This window comes from Enterorhabdus sp. P55 (genome assembly GCF_009911695.1).
GTDB lineage: Bacteria > Actinomycetota > Coriobacteriia > Coriobacteriales > Eggerthellaceae > Enterorhabdus.
Map to the genome: position 1 here is coordinate 1 of NZ_QWKK01000138.1, position 4784 is coordinate 4784.

The following is a 4784-nucleotide window of genomic DNA, read 5'->3' on the forward strand; positions in this document are numbered from 1 at the left end:
CCCCGGACCCCCCCCCTATGTCTCCGCTCTCAATGCAAATTCGAACGGTTTTGCACCCGCCTGCACCCCGTATCAGCGTCTTAGCGGATCCTGTTCTTTTCGCGACCTGGGGTTTTGCGGCGGCCAGTCGTTTCGAGGCGCGCTATTCTGCTTCTATGCAGTGCAAAACCGTGCGAATTTGCGCCCGGCCCTGCTTTTTTCGCAGCTGTCGCCTCGAAAGGACGCCCGTGAACGCTTCCGTTGCCTCCTGCAGCTCTTCTCCCGCACCTGATCCCGCCGCACTCGCCACACGTCCCACGCTGGCCGCATGGCTGGAAGAGTACGCCGCCATCGAGCGCGAGTGGATGGAGGGCCTGGCTACCTACGGCATCGATTTCGCCCCGCGCGACGAGGACGCGGCCGCCGTGGCCGTCCTCCGCGAGCGCCTGCGCGCCAAGGGAGCCCGTTTCCGCAACGGAGGTGCCAGCGTATCGGTGGGACGCATCTCGTCGGCCTGCCTCGCCTGCACGGGCGATCGCGGCAGCCGGTCGTTCTTTCTGTCGCTTCAGTGCAACCGCTCCTGCTATTTCTGCTTCAACGTCAACCAGGAGGACTACGAGCAGAATCGGCGCCTCAAGCCGGGCTGGCGCGACGAGGTGGATGCGTACCTGGCCGCTCCTGACGCGCCCACTCATGCGGCGCTCACCGGCGGCGAGCCGCTGCTGCACAAGCCCGAGGCCGAGGAGTTCTTCCGCCGCATCCACGACGCGGCTCCCGATGTGCACCTGCGCCTCTACACCGCCGGAGACTTCCTCGACGAGTCGGCCGCCCGCGCCTTGCGCGACGCCGGGCTCCAGGAGATGCGCCTGTCGGTGAAGCTCGGCGACGGCCCCGAGTCCGATCGCGTGGCCATCGAGCAGGCTCTCGCCACCCTTGCGCTTGCGCGTGAGGTCATCCCCGACGTCATGGTGGAGATGCCGGTCATCCCCGGCACCGAGGACGCGTTGCGCGCGCTCCTGCGCGGCATGGACTCCCTAGGGCTCTTCGGCATCAACCTGCTGGAGTTCTGCTACCCCTACGGTGACTGGGAGGAGTACCGGCGTCGTGGCTTCAAGGTGAAGAACCCCGCCTTCGCCGTGCTCTACGACTACGGCTACGCGGGCGGCCTGCCCATCGCGGGCAGCGAGCGCGCGTGCCTGGAACTCGTGGAGTGGGCGCTCGACGAGGGGCTCTCGCTGGGCGTGCACTACTGCTCGCTTGACAACAAGAATCGCGACCAGATCCTCCAGGCCAGTCTCGCTGCCGCGCCGTCGGTGGACGAGGAGCTCTGCCAGCTGGACGACGGCGACTTCTTCTACCGTGCGCTCAAGGTGTTCGATGGCGATGCGCCGGTAGCACGCGAGCGCCTGCGCGAGGCGGGCGTCCCGTTCGCGGAGAACGACGAGGACGGCAGTCTGGCCGTGCACCCGGCCCATCGCGCGCTGCTCGACGGGCTGGCCGTGGCGCGGTCGGTCAACGTCGCCCAGCCTGACGGCCCTGCCGGTACCTGGCGCCTGCGCGAGCTCAAGCTCGAGTACCCGGCCTAGGCCTCGCTGGCCGGCGGGACGCCGGGGCGCGAGGTGCGGGGGCAGGCCGGCAGAACGCCAAGCCCGTGGGCGCGGGGGCGTCGGAAGGCCGGTGGGGCGTCGGGTTCGCGGGCGCGGCGGAGGGCGGATCGGCGGGGCGTCGAGGCGCGAAGCTTGAGGCAGGACGGACCTGCGGCCCTGCGGCCGGCGGCGGGGCAGGCGGGCAGAGTGGCCGTCGAGTGATGTCGCTCTCCCGGCGTTCCGCTGCCACTTTTTCGGCGCGAGATGGCACTAATTGGCGTTTTGGTACGGTTCGAGGCTCCGAAATCCGCGGTGGGCGGTCGTGTTGAGAACGTTTTCCCAGGTGGCGTTTAACACAGGTGGCCCATTGGCCTGACTTTGAGGCCCCCAGCCGTACCAAAACGCCAATTAGTGCCATCTCGGCGCGTTTTGGTGGCAGTGACCGCCGTCCGCCCGCGATCCCGGCGCCTTGCGAGAGCGCATCTCACGCGGTCGGCTATCGCGCGTCGCCTCGGCGCCCCGTGGGGGCGCCTGCGCGTTTGGCGCCGCGCGCTCTTCCGGGCGTCCTGCGAGGGGCGTCCACGTGCTTTGGCTCGCCGTCAGCGCCCGCGTGCGCGGCGGCCGTCCGCGGGCCGCGCGCTCGCCCTCCGCCGACGGCGCGTCGGGATCGGGCGCATCCTGCCGGTACCGCCGCGGGCACTCCGTCGAGGGCGCACCCCGCCGCCGGCCGCCGCGTGTCCGCTAGCCCGCGATCATGCGGCGCACGATGGCCGCGCAGTGGCGGGCGGCAGCGGCCTCGAAGACGGGGTAGTCCACCGCATCCGAGCCGTCGGCCTTGTCTGAGATGGCGCGCACGATGGCGCAGGGCACGCTGTTTAAGTGGCACACCTGGGCAATGGCGGCGCCCTCCATCTCGCAGCAGCGCGCGCCGAACGCCGCGGCGATGCGCTCCTTCTCGGCGGCGTCGCGCACGAACCGGTCGCCTGAGGCCACGCGCCCCTCGTGGGCGGCGACTCCCTCGGCCTGCGCCGCGGCGACGGCGGCGGCGCGCAGGCTCGCGTCGGCGGGGAAGGCGAGCGTGTCCATGCCGGGCGTCTGGCCGAGGGCGTAGCCCAGGTTGGCCACGTCCATCACCCAGTTCACCGTATCAGTGGCCACCACCACGTCGCCGATGTCGATGGCCGCGTCGAGCGACCCGCCCACGCCGGTGTTCACCACGGCCCCCACGCCGAAGCGTCCGATGAGCTCCTGGGCACACGCCGCCGCGTTCACCATGCCCACGCCGCACTGCACCACCACGCAGGGCACGTCGTCGATGGCGCCCTCGAAGAACTCCATCCCCGCCACAGTCGTGACGCGCAGGCCGGCGCCGGGTGCGCTGCCGCCTGCGGACAGCGGCGCCTGGCCGGCATCGCGCAGGTCGCGGGCGATGGCCGCCTCCAGGGCGTCGCCAGGCGCCGGCGCACCGGCGCCTGCGGCCAGGGCCTCCTTCAGCAGCGCCACCTCTACGTCCATGGCGCCGATGATGCCGTATTTGATCGGGGAATTCGTCATGAGATTGCTCCTTTGCGGGGAAGGCCGGCGGTCAGTCATGCGGCGGGAGGGGAGGGGGCGCCCGGCGCGCTTGGTGAGGCGGGCGGAGGGGGGCAATGTCGCGCGCTCCCGCGGGCGGGGCAGCGCGCGGCCCTGCGGGCGAGCGGGCTTCGCGCAGAAGGCCCGCCGCGCGCTCGCGCCACCGCCCGCGCCCTAGCCCAGCAGCGCGGGGTAGCTCGTGTGCGCCTCGTCCAGGCAGCTCAGGGTGTCGGCCACGTAGCGACGAGCCCACCAGCGGGCTTGGGCCAGGTCGGAGTCGTGGTAGTTGCCGCACTCCTCGGGGCGCGCTCCGGGAATCTCGCCCTCGAAGTCGCGCGCGAACTCGAACAGGCGCGTCACGAGCGGCGCCACGTCCGCCGGCTCGCAGGCGCCGAACACCACCAGGTAGAACCCGGTGCGACACCCCATGGGCCCGAAGTAGATCACGCGGTCGGCCCACTCCTCGTCGTTGCGCAGGAAAGTGGCGCCCAGGTGCTCCAGAGCGTGGACGGCGGCCGTGTCCAGCACCGGCTCGCGGTTGGGCGCGGTCATGCGCAGGTCGAAGGTGGTGGTGACGCAGCCGGTGGCCGGGTCGGCGTCGCTGCGCGACACGTAGACGCCCGGCTCCAGCGCGTTGTGGTCGACGCAGAAACTGGCGATTCGCTCCATGAAAGGCTCCTAGTCTCGACGGTGCGCTCGCGCGGAGTGGCGGGCGCGGGGGGCGGTCGCCCGCTACTCCGGCTTGCGGGCGGTGTGGACGGCGGCGATGCCGCCGGTGTAGTTCTTCCAGGCCACATCGGTGAAGCCGGCATCGCGCAGCATGGCGGCGAAGGCCTCCTGGTCGGGGAACGCCTTGATCGAGCGCGACAGGTACACGAAGCCCTCGCGGTCGCCGGTCACGAGCCCGCCCCAGAACGGGATGAGGTGACGCAGGTAGAAGTGGTAGAGCGCTCGCCAGGCGCGGTTCGGCGGCGTGGAGAACTCAAGGCAGGTGAACGTGCCTCCGGGCCGCAGCACGCGGAGCATCTCGGCCAGCGCGCGCTCGCGCTCGGGCATGTTGCGGATGCCGTAGGCCATGGTGATCGCGTCATAGCTAGCGTCGGGGTAGGGGATGTTCTGGGCGTCTACCGTCGCGAAGTCCACGGGCACATCGCCCGCGGCCCCCTCGGCGTAATGGGCCCGTGCCACGTCGAGCATCTCGGGCACGAGGTCGGTGCACTGGATGTGGCGCGGGGCCTTGGCCCGGGCGCAGGCGAAGGTGACGTCGCCCGTGCCGCCGGCGATGTCGATGACGTCGTCAGCGGGCCCGATGGCGGCCTGGCGCATCATGCCGGCCAGCCACAGCCGGTAGGCGCCGAAGCTCGACAGTGCGTTGAAGCGCTCGTACTTGGTGGCGATGGACGAGAAGATGCCCTTCACGCGCTCGCTCGACAGCTCGGCGGGCGCCTCCATGCCGGTGGCGGTGTCGATGCTCAGGGCCTCCTCGCTCACGAGTCCTCCTCCATGTGGTCAGCCGGCTTCGCGGGCGCGTCGGCTCTTCGGCCCGCGTCCGCGAAGCCGGCCCGTGCGCCCGGCGCGTCCTCGTCCACGCGCACGTAGCCCTTGCGCCCGCCCCGCGCGCGCCTGGCGCCGTGGCGCCCGCCGGCG

4 protein-coding genes are annotated in these 4784 nt (G+C 71.4%); 1 reads left to right on the top strand and 3 read right to left on the bottom strand.

Annotation, left to right across the window (positions count from 1 at the left end):
- Positions 1-227 precede the first annotated feature (227 nt).
- On the top strand, positions 228-1565 hold the full coding sequence (locus D1643_RS09780; protein WP_370520335.1) for a radical SAM protein: 1338 nt from the start codon (positions 228-230) through the stop codon (positions 1563-1565).
- A 741-nt stretch (positions 1566-2306) separates the two neighbouring features.
- Here the strand turns inward: D1643_RS09780 and D1643_RS09785 are convergent.
- From D1643_RS09785 to D1643_RS09795, 3 genes are all read right to left on the bottom strand, one after another.
- Positions 2307-3119, bottom strand: a complete 813-nt coding sequence (locus D1643_RS09785) for a 5'-methylthioadenosine/adenosylhomocysteine nucleosidase (RefSeq protein ID WP_160710446.1) — start codon at positions 3117-3119, stop codon at positions 2307-2309.
- Between the two features lie 192 nt (positions 3120-3311).
- The gene (locus tag D1643_RS09790; protein WP_160710447.1) at positions 3312-3806 is read right to left on the bottom strand and encodes an S-ribosylhomocysteine lyase; all 495 of its coding nucleotides are present in this window, start codon (positions 3804-3806) and stop codon (positions 3312-3314) included.
- A 63-nt stretch (positions 3807-3869) separates the two neighbouring features.
- On the bottom strand, positions 3870-4613 hold the full coding sequence (locus D1643_RS09795; protein WP_160710448.1) for a ubiquinone/menaquinone biosynthesis methyltransferase: 744 nt from the start codon (positions 4611-4613) through the stop codon (positions 3870-3872).
- Positions 4614-4784: the final 171 nt, after the last annotated feature.

Coding starts and splice junctions, on each gene's coding strand:
- D1643_RS09785 (WP_160710446.1), bottom strand. CDS start 3,119: ATGACGAATTCCCCGATCAAATACGGCATCATCGGCGCCATGGACGTA.
- D1643_RS09790 (WP_160710447.1), bottom strand. CDS start 3,806: ATGGAGCGAATCGCCAGTTTCTGCGTCGACCACAACGCGCTGGAGCCG.